Below are 17518 nucleotides of genomic sequence, written 5' to 3' on the forward strand. Positions count from 1 at the left end.
CCCATGCGCGCTCCCCCTGCCTGCCCCCCCCAAACACGCCAGCCAAGCAGCAAACCATCCCAGTCCGCAAATAAAGATCACCGCGTGCTTTTTAGCTAAAACGAAACAATGCCTGGCATAGACCAAAGCGGCCCAAAAGCCATTTATTTGCCGGAGCAAATAATTACGAAAAACAAGGGGATTCTTTATAACGCTGTAAGGCACCTCTTCATGCCACCTTTGCTCTCCCACTCTATTTTCACCAGGCACAACCACGGAGACCTGAAATCCGGCAGCATGGAGACATTTACCATAAAGATGAATACGGTTGCTCATGGCCATGCCATCGGGATATTTACCATTAAAAAAAAAGAGAATGGACCTTCCGCACATTGCTATAATGCTTTTATCACCTTACAAGGATTACCCGCCGCAATCACATTGGCAGGAATATCTTTAACGACCAGACTATGGGCACCAATGACTGAATTGGCGCCTATCCGAACCCCTTTGAGAACAGTCACGTTGACCCCCAGCCAAACATTGTCCTCAATAACTATTGGTTGGGGCTTACCCGTTCGGGCATCCTCCAAGTGCCAATCAGAGTCGGTAATCAGCGTATTGGCACCACATTTCACATGATTGCCCAGTGTGATTCGAACAAAACAACCGATAACTGTACCGCTAAATCCGCAATGATGACCTATTACCAGCCGACTATCAGGCAGCAGTGCCGAAAAAAGACAGGGGCGATTAACACCAATCAAATTGGAGGTGTGTGAAGAGTTAAAAATGCAATGAGATCCCACGTTAATCAAACCCTTATTGGCCCGCTTAAACTTTGCAAAGCCATAAAATCGAAGATGCCTGCCGTATTCAACTCCCCGGATGGTCATGTTCACCTTCATCAATAATGTGACGAAAAAAGACAAGCATTTTCGGCTTAAATTATCACAGACATTTGCCAGAGAATTACCAATATTGGACATCTTCATTTTATGCATTCATCATTAAAGTGACCTGGTGGTTATCAGGCTGCCGGACCATTGCCGACAAACAACCAGAAACAGCCACCCATACCATCACATAATGGGCCGAATAATCAGGCAATCCAAACAACATCATAGACATGATATGAAGCAGAACCAAAGCGGCCAGACCTTTGGCCAAATCATTGTTGCTTTTATAAAAGCCAAGATAAGCAGCCTTTAACATAATTAGCAACATGGGCACCAGGTAAAGCAAACCGCCCTTTAAGAGAATGGTCAAAAACCCGTTTTCAATTAGCTGCTCAGTTTCATCCAGAGCAATCGTCCGTAAGACGTGTCCATCCAGCCCCCGACCAAAAACCCAATCGCCAGTTCCCACAAAGTCGTCAAAAAAATCATCAAACACCCTGCCTCTGGATGCCTGAATAGCACTTTCATCAAAGCCTCTCTGAAAAATAAAAGTGGAGCTAATCACCGGTTCGAATAAAACAAAGACAAATAATCCGAAAAGAAAAATATAAAAATAGAGGGTCATCCGCTCTCTGACCACCAACAAAGAACTCTTCAAGCGAATGCTTATCATAGCTATAAGGAGCAACACCGATTCCAAAAACAAGCCTCTTCGACCAAAATGTGCAAATAAAAAAATGGAAATAAGAAAATAAAAAACAATCATATAAGCACTTACTTTTTTACTCAAAAAATGCACAGTCAGCAATACCAGGCCACTTCCAATATCAAAAAGTCCAATCCGATGCAGGGGCTCATACATCCCGCCCCCCATGCTAAAGCCCATAACGTAAAACTGAATAACAATAGAAACCCCGATTAAAACGGAAGCTGTTTTCAAAAAATAAGCAAAAAACGCCAAATCGAACCGCGTGTACAAGAGGATTAAAGGTAAGAGGTAAGGCAAGTAAAAATAGCGCTGGCCCAGCACCCGCTGAATGTAAAAAACATCATTAAAACCGAATGATGCTTCAACCAGCAAATAAACCGACCAAACCACAAAAAAGACAATAACCGGATCATACGTTTTGGTTTCAAAGGGTCGGGATGGATTGGTCCACCGGTAATAAATCATCGCGCCCAGCGCAAAAACAGAAAAAAGGTACTTGATCATTTGAGGCAATCCATATTCCGACTCCACGATGGAAAACCATTGCAGAAAGTTTAATGACAACAAAACAAAAACAAACAGTTTCTCTTTAGCTTGCATCCGTCTTTATTAAGTTCAGAAACGGCTTCGCCCGGTCAGTCACATAACCAACTATAAATCAATACAAAAAACCAACTACCACCTGCTCCGTCATGCGCATCCACTTATCTGAATATATTCTTTATTCTGGTCCACCAATTTCGAAAATCCTTAAGCCCTCTCACCCTTCTTTTGTTATATCCATAACCATATTGGTCGCTGTTCAAACGACTATCATTCAACACAACACAGGTATTGCCAACACCTTTCTGCTTTAACTCCTCCATAACCATCGCAAACATCTTTTTTAAAGTATAATTAAAGCGGGCCACGACCAATACAATGTCCACATCATTGATGTATAAATAAGCATCACTGACCTGCGCCAAAGGCGTTGAATCCAGAATTACACAATCATAACTTTCCTTTAGCCGCTGAATCAATTCATGAATATTTCCCTGAGCAATCAGCTCTACAGGATTGGGCGGCAGTGATCCGGATGGTATATAATCCAGATTTACCTGCAAAGAAGTGCTAATAACCGCATCCATATCCGCTTGTCCACTTAAGTAGTTGCTCAGTCCAGGCACCGGCTTCTCATCTTTGGGAAAGTACTGTGTGGACTTGCGCAAGTCGACATTTACCAAGATGGTTTTACGGTTTAACTGGGCATAACAAACGGCCAGATTCAGTGCCGTAAAAGTCTTTCCTTCCCCTTCCACACTGGAAGTGACCAGAATAGATTTCCGGGAAAGATCTCTGAAATAAAATTCAATATTTGTGCGCAAAGCCCGGTAGCTTTCGGCAGTATCAGATTTGGGAAAACCCGACATAACGTTGTTGCTGCTTCTTACGTGATGCAAAATCTTACCTAATAACGGCGCATCCGTTAAATGCGCCAAATTATCCTTCGCCTCCAGTTTATTATTCAAAATGTTTTTTAACAGCAATGTTCCGAAAGGAATGGCAAAACCTAATACAAAGGCAAACAGGTAATTTTTCCGTCTGTTGGGAAAAAACGGGCCTGTGCCCACCATCTTTGCCGGTTCAATCACCATGTTATCAGGTAAATTAGAAGCCTGCGAAATTTTTGCCTCAGCCCTTTTCTCCAAAAGATAATTATAGATGGCATCGTTGAGTCGAAACTGTCGCTGGATACCACCTAAGCGCTGCTCATTTCTGGGCAGTCGGGCAATTTCAGATTCAATGCTCTGAATGCGCTTATCCATCTCATCAATGGACATTTCACTGGCACGACGTACAGCAGACACATTTTCAGAAATGGTCTCTCGCAAATTCTCAATCTGAATGGTCAATCTCTGAACCAATGGATTTCTTTCCTGTCTGTTTTGAATAAGATTGGAACGCTGGGCATGGGCAGTGATCAACTCCGACATCAGATTATTAAGCACCTGGTCCTGTATGCCCATTGACGAGGGCAAAATCAGTTCAGAATAGTCCTCCTCACTGTTGGACAGATACTCGCCCAGATAGTCGTAATACCGCTTATTGGTGAGCAGCTCGGCTTTCTGATTTTGAAGCTCCCGGTATTGGGCCGATAATTCGTTGGACTGTGAAGTAACATTGAGCAATTGCGATGAAGACCGAAATTGCTGTAAGTCTTGTTCCGTCTGACTTAAGGAATCGGAGATCTCAGCCAGTTGTGAGTCAATATAACCAATGGTAACGTTGGCAATATGATTCTTTCTTTCAAGATTCTGCTGAGAATAAACAGCCATCAGTTCATTCAGAATGTCCTGTGCCTTGGCGACCGACGATGACCTTAGTACTATTTCCACAATAGTGGCATCCCGCTCAACAATGTTGAATTCCAACTGCTGTTTATAACTATTTGTCAAGGCAGTAACTTCAGATATTATGAATCCATATGTCTCATTCGTATGCAGATGCCGGAGATGCGCAATGTTCGGTTTAAGAATAAATGCCAAATCATCTGTTTTAATGAGCTCGCCAAAACGGGCATTTCTCTCAAATTCCCAATTTTCTTTTTGGTAGCTGTAACCATATTGATCGGGGACTCTAAAAGTGGCTCGCTTTGAAGCAACCCTTAAATTAAAACGGGAGGAATCCCTGAAGGTGATATAAAACCATTCATTAACAGGCTGAATATAATCTCTCAAAAGTATGACCTCGAAGGGCACGGCATTATAGGCTTCTAATTGCTGGAAGCCGTCTTTTCGACAATAACCAATGGACAAGCCAAGATTTCTTATGGTTTCCTCAATAACGGGTGAAGATTTTAAAACCCACAGCTCATTTTGAAAATTTTGATTGATCCCGAATATATTGCTATTGAGATAATCATTCATATTGTTGTTCTGCGCACTATTCGGACTTTCTTTAATAAGCAGGGAGGCAGAAATACGGTAAACAGGCACTGAATATTTATTAATGGCATAGGCAACCACTAAAGCCACACTTATGCTGATAAGGAATACCTTGTAATTCCTGACTACAAGATCCCAAAGTCGCCTAAGATCGCTTTCTTCAGGAGCTACCACTCTGTGATTTTCGGGTACCATATTTTACACTTATAAAGAAACGCTTATTCCTTTTCTCTATTGATTCACCACATTGTAGATCAACAACGCTGTAGTAATGGAAGACAATATAACCGTATAAGGAAACTCTCTCAGGCCCCAAAACCGTTTTTGCAAGGGCTGGACATAAACGATATCATTAGGCCTGATGTAGTAATAGTTTGAAGATAAAATGTCCGATTTCGTCAGATCCAAGCAGATTCGACTATTTTCACCTCCTTCATTCCTAGTAAGTATCACCTGTTTGCGGTTGCCATATACGGTCACATCACCGGCCAGACTAAGCACATCAAAAATCGTCATCTTCTCTTTGGCGTAGGTAAAATGCCCAGGACTACGGACTTCCCCAAGCACGGAAACATACCTGTTGACCAGTTTAACAGTGACAACCGGTTGACTTAAAACATTCTTTAAGGATTCCTCTATCAGAAGACTGACCTGAGTCAGGGATTTCCCTTGCACAAACAACATTCCCACAACAGGCAAATGCAAAAAACCATCCTTATCGATGGTGTAAGCGACCAAAGAAGCGCCATAAGCCTGCATGACACCCATCTGCATGGATTGCTGCGCATTGGTGCCGGAGAAAACATTTGAAGAAACATCGTCAAGACTGCTGATTTGAATGAAGAGATCATCGTTCGGTTTTAATAAATAATCCTCCAAATGGGCTTCATCAAAAGAGGCAATATCTGTACCGGCATGTTGAAGATACGCCATATCTCGCTGACTGACACACGAAGACAAAACATACCCAATGACCATTAAAAAGAAAAAAGGTCGATGCCAATTATGAAAAGGCATATCATTCTTTTCTGTCATAGCACAGCCTTATTAACTGTAAATAATATATAAATACAATTTAAGACAATGCCAAGGAATAATAGAACTAAAAGTCAGACCATTTGATCAATTTAGGATAAAGTCTGCTGAACGACAAAAAAGCAGAGACAAGCGGTGTCATTTAACGGACCACAAAGGCTGATTTTTCAGTACTTTATCAAAAACAATACAATCTTCATCATGTGCGCCCGGCAAATAACCGATACTCATTAAAAACTCATTCACAATTTCACCCCCGGTGAACTTAAATGTTGTTTTAAAAAGTTTGACCCATTCGTCTTTGGTCATGGGATGATGGTGTTCCAGCCATTTTTCGAATGAACCAAATTCTTTTTTCAGCAGCAGAATGGCCCTGGCATTCTCGATGGCCGCATTGACTTTAAGTTTGTTGCGGATAATGCCGGCATCGTTCAGGAGTCGCTCCCGATCCTTCTCGCCGTAGGCAGCAATCATTTCGATGTCGAAATGATCATAGGCCTTCCGAAAGGAAGCCTCCTTCTTCAAAATGGTTTCCCAACTCAATCCGGCCTGATTAATCTCCATAATTAAACGACCAAACAACTCATTGTCATCATGAAGAGGGAACCCATAATGATAATCGTGGTAATTCTTATGAAGCGCCCTTTTAGGGCCTGAAAGTGTTTCTACATATTTACAGTAAGACATAATTTGGAATAATTTAAAAAGTAAAAACCACGGTGGAATGCCTGTAAATATCGGACAAATATTAAAAAAGATCACATTTCCATATCAATAAATGTATCCAAAACATAACGCTCACGTACAAAACAAAGAAAACCTGTAACCCAATAGGAATAAACCAACTTTGTGAAGCAGAAAGTTGAATTAGTAACGGTAAAAAGGTTGAATCATTTATGGGTAGGGTAGATAGAAAAGAAGTGCTGGCAAAAGCGCTTGAGGGGGTAGACAGGGAGCACGATATGATTTATGAGATCCTGAACAAAATTCAATATTCGCACACCAACCATCTGAGTGCCGGCCTCAGAAAAAGCCTTATTAAGGAATTGTATCTCTTCCTTGATTTTCATTTTACAAGCGAAGAAAATTTGTTGGTCATGTTTGACTGTCCCGATTGTGAACTCCACAAAAAGGAGCACGATGTCCTGAGGCACAAACTGGCAGAGCTGATTGGCTCATTGGATGTTGAAGACTTTGACTACGGGGATCTGGAAGAATTTGTGACTGAATGGTTGAAATCGCACACCCGGCACTCAGATGCCAGACTCTCTCAATTCATTGAAATACAATGCAGGCATGAATTGGGAAAGGAAAGTTAAGAAGGCTCCAAATTTAAGGTTCATTTCTTCATTGCTGCATGAATATTTACAAATAATTTTATGTAAATTGGCTTCCATTAAAAATTTAATGCCGGAAATGCGATGCTGATTAACCTTATCCATAATATTGCACTACTGATTGCCCTCTCTACGTTTTACGGGCTTTTTCTCCAAAAGCTTCATGGTAAACCAAGGACTTTCCGCATAACCATTGGCATTTGGTTTGGTTTGGTAGCCATAGCCGGAATGCTGACGCCGTTTAATTACGACGAAGGCGTCTTTTTCGACGGAAGATCGGTGATCCTCGCTTTATCCGGATTGTTTGGGGGATGGATTCCCGCACTTATTTCTGCCACTATGGCTGGCATATACAGAATAATGGCCGGCGGTGCAGGCGTTTATGCCGGGGTAAGCACCATTATTCTCTGTTCGGCGACGGGTGTTCTGTTCCGACAATATTTCAAAAATAAAGCCTACCAACTCAACTTATTTCAACTCCTGTATATTGGCGTTATCGTTCATCTGGTCATGCTGGGCAGCCAGCTGCTATTCCCCTGGCCTGTTGGTATGGAGATCATTGGACGAATATGGCTGCCGGTGCTGCTCATTTTCCCGGCCACCTTCATGATAATTGGCGCCCTACTGGGAAGAGAACAGAAAAAAGTCATCAGCGATGAAAAGCTCAGTTTCTCAGAAAAAAGGTACCGAACCACCTTATACAGCATTGGCGATGCGGTGATTACCACCGACAAAAAAGGTAAGATTACCCTGATGAACCTGGTCGCGGTACAGTTAACGGGGTGGACCGAAGCGGAGGCTCTGGGCAAGCCGCTTGAGAAAGTTTTCCATATCATCAATGAACAGAGTCGCAAAATCGTTGAATCGCCCGTCACAAAAGTGCTGGAGTCCGGCACCATTGTCGGCCTGGCCAACCACACCCTCTTGGTGGCCAAAAATGGAGACGAAATTCCCATTGCCGATAGTGGGGCACCCATTGAAGATGCGGAGGGGAAAATTGTGGGTGTGGTGTTGGTTTTCAGAGATCAAACAGAAGAACATTTACAGCAAGCTCTTCTGGAAGCCAGTGAAATTAAATACCGTGAATTGGTTGAAACCACGGATGCCATTTCCTGGGAATATGACCTCCGCAAAGATAAATTCATTTATGTAGCCCCACAAGTTAAAGACAGAACAGGCTGGAAACCTGAGGAATGGACCAACCTCGAATTTTGGAAACAAAACATTCATTCGCAGGAAAGAGAAAGCGCCAGCAGCTATTGCGCTGATTCTGCTAAAACGGGACAGAACCATTCTCTGGAATACCGGTTCAGAAAAAAGAACGGCGAATACCTTTGGGTACGTGATTTAGTGACGGTAGAAACAAAAGATAACAGTCCGATTAAGCTAAGGGGTGTCATGCTGGACATTTCCACACTGAAGCAAACGGAGTTGGAACTCAAAGAACAGCAGTTTTTCCTGCATGAAACCCAGAGAATTGGTCACATAGGCACTTATCATTTGAACATCCAAAAAAACGACTGGACTTCATCGCCCATAATGAATGAGATCCTTGGCATCGATGAAAACTTTGAAAAGACACTGGAAAGCTGGAATAATCTCGTACATCCGGAGCAGCAAAGAGAAATGATGCACTATTTTATTAACACCGTTGTAGGGGATCGCCAACCATTTAACAAGGAATATAAAATCATCCGCTTCAACGATGGAAGGGAACGATGGGTGCATGGACACGGCCAGCTGACTTATGATGATTCCGGAGATGCCATTAGCATGATTGGTACCATTCAGGACATCACCGAACAAAAAGAGATTGAAAACGAGCTGTTGACTTCACGATCGAACCTTATTTCACTTATCAATAACAGAAATGAGTCGATCTGGTCGCTGGATAGCGATTACCGGTTGATTGTGTGCAACGACTATTTCAGAGATTCCTATAAAGCGGCCTACGGTGTCTTACTGGAAATGGGGGTGGATTTGGTTTCCATCCTTACACCAGACCTGAAATCCTATTGGAAAAGCAAGTACGACGCGGCATTGCAGGGCAGCAAGGTCAATTTTGAATTCTCAGAAAGCATTTATGGTCAAAAACACTTTTTCAGCGTCTGGTTAAACCCCATTCAAATAAAAGGCCAAATTGCCGGGATAACCGCCCTCTCTGTGGACGTGACCGAACTGACAGAGGCCCGAGAAAACCTTAGAGTGAGTGAGGAGAAATTCCGCCGATTATTTGAAAGACATTCTGCCGTTCACTTTTTGCTCGATCCTTTTACGGGACAAATTGAAAACGTGAATCAGGCAGCGGCCGACTTTTATGGCTGGTCCATCGAAGAATTGAAGCAAATGAGCATCCATGAGATTAACACCATGGACAGGAACGAGCTCGCAGAAAGCCTTGAACAAGCCAGACAAAGTAAAAACAATCATTTTGAAGTTAAACATCGCCTGGCCAATGGCGAAATACGCGATGTGGAAATTTATTCCAGCCGGGTCGTTATTATGGGCAAAGAATATCTTCATTCCATTGTTCACGACATCACCGAAAAACAGCAATTGCTTCGGGATGTGGTTGCCGCCAAAGAAAAAGCGGAGGAAAACGACCGCTTGAAATCGGCCTTTCTGGCCAATATGAGTCATGAAATCCGGACGCCCCTGAATGGCATCCTTGGTTTTACCGGTTTGATCACAGGAGAGGAGCTGCCTCCCAAAAGCAGAAGAATGGAATACTCGGCCATTATTAACCGCAGTGCTGAAAGTCTGATGCAATTAATTAACGACATTCTGGAAATATCAAAACTGGATGCCGGACAGTTTTCCATTGAAAACAGGGAATTCAATCTATGCGACACGCTTCAATCATTGGAGACCCTGTATCGTAAAAAAATGGAAGACCTTGGCAAGGAACAGATTCAACTCAAACTATTCTTAAGCGATGAGCACCTGTTTATGACGGGCGATGAAACACGTCTGACGCAGGTATTTACGAACTTACTGGACAATGCCCTAAAATTTACTCCTGCCGGAGCCATTTCGTTCGGTATTAAAAAAAGGACGCCTGAAAAAATCACCTTCTTTGTAACGGATACAGGCATAGGCATTGACCCCTCCAAGCAAAAACAAATATTTGACCGTTTTTCTCAGGCCGATGAAAGCATTTCCCGGCATTATGGCGGGACTGGCCTGGGGCTTTCCATTGTGAAAAAAATTGTCCAACTCATGGGAGGCGAAATAACCGTTGCTTCGGACAAGGACAAAGGCGCATCCTTTGAATTTCATTTACCCAATACGACCAAAGAAGTACTGGATCAAGAGGCGCCTTTAAAAGAAGAAAACGTCACCGTCAACAAAAAAATTAAAATACTGCTGGTAGAAGATGACCCCATCAGCCGCATGTATTACGAAGCCATTTTAAACGATGACCTTATCCATCTGGTAATGGCCACCACCGGCCATCTGGCCATTGAATTGGCCAAAAAAGAAAAACCCGATGTTATACTTCTGGACATCCGACTGCCAGACATCAGTGGCCTGGAGGTAGCCAAACACCTTCGAAATTCTGGCGACAAAGTCAAGATCATCGCCCAGTCGGCCTACGCCATGCCGGGCGATGAACAGGCAGCCATAGAGGCCGGATGCAATGACTATCTGACCAAGCCAGTCAAAGCCAACCTCTTACTTGAAAAATTAAAAACCATTACAGCCTCCATCGGGCATACGTCGCGCCAATAACTTATTGGCGCGTGCATGAACCTTTCCTGTAGGGACGACCGGACTCCAGTGGCCTATTTGTTCCATTCGGGTGTTACTTTTTGCAGCAGGGTTTGGACAAAAAAATCACGTCGCCTGCGCTCCCCGTACTTCCCGCCCAGGGTGTGATTAACGCCGGGCAGGACAAGCAGCTCAAAGTCTTTGTCCGCTTCAATCAGCGCATCGGCCACCTGCATGGTGGAAGCGGGATCCACATTATCGTCGTTCTCACCCACAATCAGCATTAATTGTCCCTCTAAAAGATGGGCATTGTCAACATTCGATGATTCCGCGTAATGTGGACCAACCGGGTAGCCCATCCATTGCTCATTCCACCAGATCTTATCCATTCGGTTATCGTGACAGCCACAGGAAGCCACCGCTGAAGTGTAAAAGTCAGGATGAAAAAGAAGGGCACCCATGGCACTCTGGCCGCCTGCCGATGCACCAAATATACCGACTCTGGTGGTATCCATATAAGCATATTTTTCAGCCGCAGCTTTTATCCATAAAATCCGATCCGGAAACCCGGCATCCTTCAGATTCTTATAACAAACATCGTGAAAGGCCTTGCTGCGGTTAGAGGTGCCCATACCGTCTATCTGTACAATGATAAAGCCCAACTCGGCCAGACTGCTAAAGGGGGCCATATAAGGGGTAAAGCTTTTCTGCACAAAGGAGCTGTGTGGACCGGCATAGATGTATTCAATAACCGGATAAGATTTTTCCGGATCAAAGTTGGTGGGCCGATAAATATTTCCCCAGATATCGGTCTTTCCGTCGCGCCCTTTGGCGACAAAGGGCTCGGGTGCCCGCCACCCTTTTACAATCAAATGTGACAAATCCGCCTCTTCCAGAGTCATCAAAAGCTGTCCATCCGAAGTTCGTCGCAAAACGCCAACCGGGGCCACATCCGGAGAAGAATAAGTATCCACAAAGAATTGCTGGTTGTGCGAAAACCGGGCACGATGCTGACCTTCTTCAGGTGTCAGCTCCGTCAGTCCCTTACCATCAAAACCTACCCGGTAATAGTGTTCAAAATAGGGATCTTCGTTGCTGTTACGACCGCTTCCCCGAAAGATAATAAAACGCTCCTCTGTGTTCACCTGCTCAACGCCCCGAACCACCCACCGGCCCGTGGTAATAGGGTTTTTCAGTTGCCCGCTTTCTCCGTCAAAAAGGTAGAGATGGTTCCAGCCATCGCGCTCCGAAGCCCAGATAATCTCACCGGTATCCTTCACATCATAGCGGTAACGCTTGCCACTGTAATCGATAAATGTATCACTCTGCTCATCGATAAGAATTTTGGTGTTTCCGGACGCCACATCGACCCTGACCACCTGATACCGTTGGTGTCCACGTTGATTGAACTCAAAGGTAAAAGCCTGGCTATCGGGCGACCACCTGACGTTGGAAAGGGCATATTGGTTTTCAAATGGGCGGGTATCTATCTCCATCTGTTTCTCCTGATCCACATCAAACAAGGTGGGCCGATGAATGGGCAGGGCGTCACCCGCTCTCAGATATTCAATTTTGTGCAATTTTGGCAGCAATTGTCCCTCAGGCGATGACTCCACAAACTGCATGTACCGTTTTTCGTGAAGCCGGACCTGATTGGTGGTCAGGTAGCGGGAATCAGGCGACCACGAAACGTAAGAGGAATAGAGGTCACCAGCTGCCCCGTCGAAACTTAACTGAACCACTTTATCACTGTCCAAATATCTGACAAACAAATTGTAGTCCCGAATAAAGGCTTCTTTTTTCTCATCCGGAGACGCCACGGGATCATTGCCCAACTCATCACGGGTTTTTCCCCAATGGCCACCATTCCTTCTTTTCTCAACAGGCTTTAAGGCTTCCAGTCGATAGTCGTCCTCCATATGACATTTCCACACAGAATCTTTGTGCTCAAATGTAAAACTTTTGATGTCGGCACTAAGTTTCAACTGCTCCAAGGTCAGTCGGTTGGCCCGGCCATTTGTCTTCAGCGCTTCCCTGAGCGCCAAAGCCAGTCTCTCATGATTAAAAGCGGGGCGCTTTTCCTGTTTTTGGGCATCCACGATATAAAAGCGAACCGTATCGGGCGCCACCCTCGTTTTATACCAAAACACCGAGCTGGAATCGATCCAATTTAGCTCAAGCACATCGTTCAAAACCAGGTCTCGAAACTTCGATACCGCGTCGGCCCTTTGGTAATCCTCTTTAGTGATTTGTGCATTCAGCAACAGTCCGGTAACAAACAAAGACAATAAAAAAATCAGACGTCTCATCAGCGTAGTATTTGTTTTTTAATAATTAGCGTTCTTTCCTTTTTCTTCAAAGGAATTTCATAAAGCCCACGGGTGTTTTTGGAAAATTTTGAGAGGAGATACTTTTCACCCGGCGAGACTCCATTTAATTTCAAGTCCAAAAAAGCATCCGGGGTGTAATCATTCTTGGCATCCAGCACCACGCGTAATTCTCCCGATTCAGGATGGTAGGACACCCTTTTTATTTTGCCAGCCTCCAGTGACACCTCGAGTCCCTCGGGAGCAATAAAGACCCGTGAGCGGGCGGCAGTCGTCAAATCCATGGTGATCCATCCGCCGGACTTGCTGATATTCCCTCCCATGGCCAACCAACCATAGACTTCATGATTAACCATGAAAGAGGCCGTATTGATGGCATAACCAAAAAAACCGGAGCCATAATCTCCGGATATTCCGTCGATTTCCAGTGTTGATGGAAAAGAATGGAAGGCAGCCGGAGCAAATCCATCCGGAGTGATATTCGATATAGCGCCCATCAAACCACCATAGCCTACGCGCAACAAATAAAAATCATTTGGCGATTCTTTGTAAGCATGTAAAACGGGAATGGCATTCAAGGCTGAACCGTAATGATGGAGCTGACGTTCGACACGGGACAATTTGCCGGCATACAAAAAATCCCAGTAACGACGGGCACTGCCATTGTATCCCCAGTGAGGCACCGTAGGCATGTAAGCAGGATGGCCTTTAAAGTAACGGTGGCTTTTTCGTCGAAGCCAAAATATTTCGACCACATATAGACCTCTTCCTGCCCTGTAGAGTCCCACGGCATTTCGCTGCCAAAAGGATAATTGAGAGAAGCCCAGTGTTCGGCTCTTTCACGCATGGCAGATTCCAGTTTTTCTGCCATATCCTTCAATCCTTCCCGTTTCAGATCCTCCAACACCAGAAGGAAAACAGTTCCTTCCATTTGTCCGAATTGCGCATAGTGCGGGGCATGTTCGACCATGGCCATGGAGGTATGAAAAGCATTTTCCAGGTACCAGGACCACGATCGCTGTGTGACCAATCCCTTATAGTTGCGTGCCAGACGGTACATGACCCAGTGCGCAGCAGCCACATGGGGATAATTATAGGAACGTTCTACGGACTCTGAAGCTTCCTTGCTCCAGGCCGCCCAAGTGCTATAATTAACGTCCTCCCGGTAAGTGCCCTCCGGCCTACTGTCGGTTCGTAATAAAACAGACTTTTTCGGACGCCGAATTTGTGGGGTCCTTCCGAATACTGAATGCCTCCCCACATGGTTTGGTTGACAAAGTCTTCCATCCTGGCGATTTCTGCCGGATCGGGCTGCACCAATTGCTTCATGATGGCATTGAGCCAGCTTCCGGCCCCGCCTTCATCGCTGAGTCCGGCGATCCAGACGCGACTGTCCTGTGTGACCTTCTGTTTCTCCTCATAATCGTAAGTAATGACAGAGGGGCCGCGTCCAAACGGATCACTTTCATCATCCAACCATTGTTCGGTGGTCAGGAAACGACCATTATCGGCCACCACTTCCGTCTCAGACTTAATCACCTTGTAATGAATGGTCTGTAAGGTCCCGTCTTCATAAGTAACAGAAAGCCGGGCCCGTCCCCATTTGTTTCCCTTAACCTGGTACTTCTTCCAGTCTTGAGTTGCAGAGTCTTCCTCAATGGTCAGAGCCCCATGGGGCTCAACCACAAGGGAAGCTATTGGTTGTTCATGCCTCAAAAACAAAAACCCCGCTACATCCTGCGGTAAAACGTACCCCGGCCATCCAACCGCCACAGGCCTTCCATGTTTAATCAGGGTTTCCTCAATATTTTGCACACTTTCGGCCATGACCAATTCAACACCAATCGAATAGGACTCGCCAGGCAAAAGAATCACGGAGGTTGGCTTGTTCCAAGGTTCCGCCTCACGCCACTCATCGTCTGCATAAGCTTTACTGTGTACCATCCATTCATGAAACCCTTCGAAAGTAATGCCGCGTGGCATGGGATCATCGAGTAAGGGACGATAGGCCTCAAAAGGCGTTTTTCCATGCGGCAGCACCAGAAGAACCGGACCTTCACCACTCAGGCGAACAGCTTGCAAGTACCCCGCATCCATCCCCATGTAAGGATCAAAAAATACGTTTTCGGCATGCACCTCATCCAGATGTTTCTCGTGAAGGATATTGTTAAAGATCATCGGAATGCCCAAGGCGCCGATTTCAATGATTTCATCCCGGGTGTTTCTGAATTCAAAACGCAAGACCAGCTTGTCGTCCGCGTATTCCCAAAAGCGCAGTACTTCAAGCGGCAAACCTTCCTGAAGTGTCGCGTTCAAGCTGGCAACTGTCAGTACCCCCGGGTCATCATTCTCCAACTCCTCCACAGCTCCTCTTTGGGCCGCAGTTGAATAACTGGTCCAGCCAACGGCACTTTCCGACTTCACCCTGAAGTTGACATCGCCCAGTTGATAATATCCGTCGCCTTTTCTAAGCTCCGCCCACTCGCCCGTGGTATAATTAAATCCACGTTCTGCCACCGGAGACAGCTCGATCGCCGTTTGTGTGAAAGCATCCACAGAGAGGTTAAAAGAAGGGGTCGAAAACTTCAGCACTGATAATGAAGCATCCCTGTTTTTCTGGGCGGTCAGATCACTGACAGCCATGGCGCTAAACGAGAAGCCCAAAATGCCGAATAAAAATGGACCAGATGCCGTCCTTCCGGACAGGCATCTTTTTATGGCCTTTAATAATTTCATGATGATAAAATTTGATAGCACGACATCCACATCCTTATCCTTGTCTGACAGGAATAAGATCGATTTTATTTTTGGGAAAAATTAGAGAGAAGAGAAAAGCCAGGAGGCCGTGCGATTTATAGAATCCAACACTCAAACAAGCCCACTCCGTATCTTTTATAAAGATTATTGGGATGAATAAATACGGTCATTTTTCTCATTTTAGTGCTACAAAAATAAGCAAAATTTAACATGGATTGGGTTAACCGACTTAACAGTCGCTAAAAAAATAGTGCCAACTTTATGCACACGTGTGCAAAAAATGTTTATGTTTGTAAAAAGCTGTTACATGAAGCGAATTACCATTAAAGATATTGCCCGGGAAATGGGCCTGCACCATTCAACTGTTTCAAGGGCCTTGCGGTCTCGTTCAGAAATCAATCAGGCCACCCGGGAAAAGGTGTTGAAATACGCTGCCTTAAAAGGATATCAGGTAAATCGCAACGCCCTTCAGCTGCGAGGATCCGGAAGTAACATCATCGGGGTCATTGTCCCCAATATCCACCACAGCTTCTTTTCTAACTTTGTCAGCATCATCACACGGTTGGCCTTTGAGGCCGGGTACATTGTGGCCGTTTTCCAGTCCGAAGAATCAGTGGAGCAGGAAAAAGAAATTCTTAAGTCCATCATACAGCAAAACATTGCCGGCGTCATCGCTTCCATTTCCATGGAAACCACCGACACTTCTCATTTTCAGCAACTCGATCACTACAAAATCCCCATGGTGGGTTTTGACCGAATCTCTTCCTCCTTAAAAACTTCCACTGTGGAATTGGATAATTTGTCCACCCTGAGAAATGTGGTTACCACACTTCACAGTCGTGGTTACACCAAAATCGCCTACTTATCAGGCAACCCATCCATTCACCTCTATCAGGAACGCCAGAAGGGATATTTTGGGGGACTAAAAGCCATAGGGACCAGCTATCAGAAATGCCTCCAGCTGACCGATAAATTCACTATTGAACAAGGGTATCACGCCACTGAAAAACTGATGGAAGCGCCGGAGAAACCGGATGCCCTGATTTTTGACTCGCACATTTTGGCTTGTGGCGGATTGCAATACCTGAAAAAACAAGGGGATCGCCTGCTTGAAAATACGGGCATCGCCACATTTGGCGGACATCCCTGGCTTTCCATAAGCGCAGCCAACATCCTGTTTATTCAACAACCGGAAGACCAAATAGCCAAAGCAACTTTTGATCTTCTTATGGAGAACATTGTGCATCCCACGCAAGTAAAAACAACCGCTCTTAAATTTCAGGCAACACTCATTTAATCGTATAAACTTCAAAACACATACACCAAATGTTAAAAGGAATTTCACCACTTATTAGTCCGGAACTACTGGCCACCCTTTCAAGAATGGGGCATGGCGATGAAATTGTGTTGGCAGACGCCCACTTCCCGGGGGAGTCGTTTAATCGAAATGTGCTGCGTGCCGATGGTTTGCGCATCCCCGATTTGCTGGCTGCCATCCTTCCGCTCTTTGAACTCGATGTCTATGTACCTCACCCCGTGGTGATGATGGCCGCTGTTGAAGGTGATTTGCCCGACCCTCAGGTAGAACATTCCTACCTGAACGCCATACATAAAACCAACCCGGAAATTTCCTCCGTGGAACGAATCGACCGCTTTGCCTTTTATGAACGGACCAAGGAAGCCTTTGCCGTGGTTATGACCGGCGAAACAGCCAAATATGGCAACATTCTCCTTAAGAAAGGGGTCACACAAATCATTTAATCAGTCCCAAAAAACACTTCAACCATGTCTCAACCAAAACTAATTGAAAGACGGTACCTCGTGCCCTTTATCATTG

At 45.0% G+C, this 17518-nt stretch carries 12 protein-coding genes and 1 pseudogene; 4 read left to right on the forward strand and 9 right to left on the reverse strand.

What is annotated here, in order from left to right:
- From JCM15548_RS18485 to JCM15548_RS18510, 6 genes are all read right to left on the reverse strand, one after another.
- Positions 1-372 (reverse strand): hypothetical protein (locus JCM15548_RS18485; protein ID WP_157482947.1); only part of this gene is annotated, 372 nt, incomplete at its 3' end.
- A 2-nt stretch (positions 373-374) separates the two neighbouring features.
- A complete protein-coding gene (locus JCM15548_RS18490; RefSeq protein ID WP_162198283.1) occupies positions 375-974 on the reverse strand; it encodes an acyltransferase in 600 nt (199 codons plus the stop codon).
- A 1-nt stretch (position 975) separates the two neighbouring features.
- Positions 976-2187: a hypothetical protein gene (locus tag JCM15548_RS18495; RefSeq protein WP_062128420.1), complete on the reverse strand. Its 1212-nt coding sequence runs from the start codon at positions 2185-2187 to the stop codon at positions 976-978.
- Between the two features lie 104 nt (positions 2188-2291).
- A complete protein-coding gene (locus JCM15548_RS18500; protein ID WP_062128421.1) occupies positions 2292-4709 on the reverse strand; it encodes a GumC family protein in 2418 nt (805 codons plus the stop codon).
- 36 nt (positions 4710-4745) lie between these two features.
- Complete coding sequence (locus tag JCM15548_RS18505; protein WP_062128422.1) at positions 4746-5549, reverse strand: polysaccharide biosynthesis/export family protein; 804 nt, start codon at positions 5547-5549, stop codon at positions 4746-4748.
- A 138-nt stretch (positions 5550-5687) separates the two neighbouring features.
- A complete protein-coding gene (locus JCM15548_RS18510) occupies positions 5688-6236 on the reverse strand; it encodes a DNA-3-methyladenine glycosylase I (protein ID WP_062128424.1) in 549 nt (182 codons plus the stop codon).
- Between the two features lie 209 nt (positions 6237-6445).
- Between JCM15548_RS18510 and JCM15548_RS18515 the strand changes: the two genes are divergently transcribed.
- Together JCM15548_RS18515 and JCM15548_RS18520 are read left to right on the forward strand one after the other, a co-directional pair.
- A complete protein-coding gene (locus tag JCM15548_RS18515; RefSeq protein WP_062128426.1) occupies positions 6446-6868 on the forward strand; it encodes a bacteriohemerythrin in 423 nt (140 codons plus the stop codon).
- A gap of 102 nt (positions 6869-6970) precedes the next feature.
- A complete protein-coding gene (locus JCM15548_RS18520) occupies positions 6971-10618 on the forward strand; it encodes a PAS domain S-box protein (protein ID WP_062128433.1) in 3648 nt (1215 codons plus the stop codon).
- A gap of 53 nt (positions 10619-10671) precedes the next feature.
- Here the strand turns inward: JCM15548_RS18520 and JCM15548_RS18525 are convergent, their stop codons facing one another.
- The 3 genes and pseudogenes from JCM15548_RS18525 to JCM15548_RS25865 form a co-directional block, all read right to left on the reverse strand.
- Complete coding sequence (locus JCM15548_RS18525) at positions 10672-12906, reverse strand: S9 family peptidase (protein ID WP_062128435.1); 2235 nt, start codon at positions 12904-12906, stop codon at positions 10672-10674.
- Positions 12906-14047 (reverse strand): annotated as a pseudogene (locus JCM15548_RS26465) (DUF5695 domain-containing protein); the annotation flags it as partial. The gene JCM15548_RS18525 and the pseudogene JCM15548_RS26465, both read right to left, overlap by 1 nt.
- Positions 14029-15660, reverse strand: coding sequence for a DUF5695 domain-containing protein (locus JCM15548_RS25865; RefSeq protein WP_369403716.1), 1632 nt, complete (start codon positions 15658-15660; stop codon positions 14029-14031). The gene JCM15548_RS25865 and the pseudogene JCM15548_RS26465, both read right to left, overlap by 19 nt.
- Before the next feature lie 292 nt (positions 15661-15952).
- Here JCM15548_RS25865 and JCM15548_RS18535 point away from each other — a divergent pair, with 292 nt between their 5' ends.
- Entirely contained in the window at positions 15953-16978 is a 1026-nt protein-coding gene (locus JCM15548_RS18535) for a LacI family DNA-binding transcriptional regulator (protein ID WP_262487148.1), read from the forward strand.
- Between the two features lie 29 nt (positions 16979-17007).
- A complete protein-coding gene (gene fucU / locus JCM15548_RS18540; protein WP_062128439.1) occupies positions 17008-17442 on the forward strand; it encodes an L-fucose mutarotase in 435 nt (144 codons plus the stop codon).
- Positions 17443-17518 lie beyond the last annotated feature (76 nt).

It is taken from the genome of Geofilum rubicundum JCM 15548 (assembly GCF_000974365.1).
Taxonomy (GTDB): Bacteria; Bacteroidota; Bacteroidia; order Bacteroidales; family Marinilabiliaceae; genus Geofilum; species Geofilum rubicundum.